Here is a 2,108-nt window from a genome sequence, read left to right on the forward strand (position 1 = left end):
TGTAACGTTGCGGCAAAGCCCCCCGTCAGCGCTTCGCGCTGCCACCTCCCCATCGCTTCGCGACAGGGAGGAGATTTGCTTACGCCGGATAGGTCCAGGTCGCCTCGCGCGCGAAATTTTCGGCAGCGAAATCCCAGTTCAGCAATTCGTCGACCACCGCGTCGACATAGGCCGGGCGCAGATTCTTGCGGTCGATGTAATAGGCATGTTCCCACACGTCGATCACGAGGATCGGCTTGATGCCCGCGACGAGTTCAGTGCCGGCATCGTGCGTGTCGGTGACCGACAGCTTGCCATCGCGCGCGACGAGCCACGCCCAGCCCGAAGCGAAATGGTTGACCGCGGTTTCCTTGAGCTTCTTCTTGAGGTCGTCAAGCGAGCCGAAATCGCGCTCGATTGCAGCGAGCAGGTCGCCCTTGGGCTCGGTCTTCGAAGGGCTCAGGCTTTCCCAGTAGAAAGCGTGGTTCCATGCCTGCGCGGCATTGTTGAACAGGCCCTTGTTGCCCGAACCTTCGGCGTGGTGGACGATTTCCTCGAGCGGCTTCGACGCCAGCTCGGTGCCCTCGATCGCGGCATTGGTCTTATCGACATAGGCCTTGTGATGCTTGCCATGGTGCGTCGCCAGCGTGTCGGCCGAGATATGCGGCTCCAGCGCGTCCTGGGCGTACGGCAGGGGAGGATGGGCGATCGTCATGGCAGTCTCCATTTTGTTATCGAGGGGTTTGCGGCCTTAAACTCGGTATCGCCCTCGCCGGTTGCAACCCCGTGACGGCAAATTTCGCGGTTATTTTTCAGGTCACCATGGCCAGCAGCGTCGCGATCCGGTCGGCCTCTTCGGCGGGCTTGTCGCGGCGGATGCGCGAGATGCGCGGAAAGCGCATCGCCAGCCCCGACTTGTGGCGCTTGCTGCCGTGGATCGAATCGAAGGCAACTTCAAGCACGAGCGATTTCTCGACCTCGCGCACCGGGCCGAAACGGTTCAGCGTGTTGTCGCGCACGAACTTGTCGAGCCACTTCAATTCCTCGTCGGTGAAGCCCGAATAGGCTTTGCCCACGGGTAGCAGCTCACCCGCATCGGACCAGCAACCGAAAGTATAGTCCGAATAGAAGCTCGCGCGGCGGCCGTTGCCCCTCTGGGCGTACATCATCACGCAATCGGCGGTGAGCGGGTCGCGCTTCCACTTGTACCAGAGTCCCGCGCGCCGCCCCGCAACATAAGGCGCATCGCGGCGCTTGAGCATCACCCCCTCGATCGCTGCGTCGCGCGCACCGGCGCGGCGTTCGGCGAGCTCGTCGAAGTTGCTCGCTTCGATCACCTGCGACAGGTCGAAATGGCTGTCGGCAAGGCGCGGGACGAACGCCTCCAATTGCCTGCGCCGTTCGGTCCATGGCAGGCCGCGCAAGTCGTTGCCATCGGTTGCGAGCAGGTCATAGACGCGCACGAACGCCGGATAGTCGGTGAGCATCTTCTTCGACACCGTCTTGCGGCCGAGCCTTTGCTGGAGCGCATTGAAGCTCGCCGCCTCACCGCCCTGCACCTCGCCGCGCACGAGCAGTTCGCCGTCGATCACGGCATCCTGGTCGAACGCCGCGACCAGTTCGGGGAACGCCGCGCTGATCTCCTCGCCGCCGCGGCTGTAGATGCGCGTCTCGCTGCCTCCCCGGACGATCTGGACGCGAATGCCGTCCCATTTCCACTCCGCGGCATAGTCCGCCAGGTCGACGCTCTCATCCTCCAGCGGATGCGCGAGCATGAAGGGGCGGAAGAAGGCGACGTCGGCGAGGTCGGGCCGCTCCGCCCTGCCCTCGCCCCACGCGAACAGCGGCGCATAGGGCGGCGGGATCGCGTGCCATAGCTCCTCGACATCGTCGACCGGCACGTCGAACGCCTGCGCGAACGCCTGTTTCGCGAGCCGCGCCGATACGCCGACGCGCATGCCACCCAAGGCCAATTTCAGCAGCGCATAACGCCCGTCGGCATCGAGCCGGTCGAGCAAGGATGCGACGACGGCGGGCGCGTCGCTGCGGCTGGCGGTGGAGAGTGCATCGACGGCTTCGGAGACGCTTAGTCCCCCCTCTCCTTCAGGGGAGGGGCCGGGGGTGGGGGC

2 protein-coding genes are annotated in these 2,108 nt (G+C 64.7%); both read right to left on the reverse strand.

Translation table 11 applies throughout. From position 1 onward, the window contains the following. Positions 1-79: 79 nt before the first annotated feature. Entirely contained in the window at positions 80-694 is a 615-nt protein-coding gene (locus tag VGD20_RS12060; RefSeq protein ID WP_331134679.1) for a superoxide dismutase, read from the reverse strand. A gap of 97 nt (positions 695-791) precedes the next feature. Beyond that, positions 792-2,108 (reverse strand): cisplatin damage response ATP-dependent DNA ligase (locus VGD20_RS12065; RefSeq protein ID WP_331134680.1); only part of this gene is annotated, 1,317 nt, incomplete at its 5' end.

The organism is Sphingopyxis sp., assembly GCF_036402335.1.
Classification (GTDB): domain Bacteria; phylum Pseudomonadota; class Alphaproteobacteria; order Sphingomonadales; family Sphingomonadaceae; genus Sphingopyxis.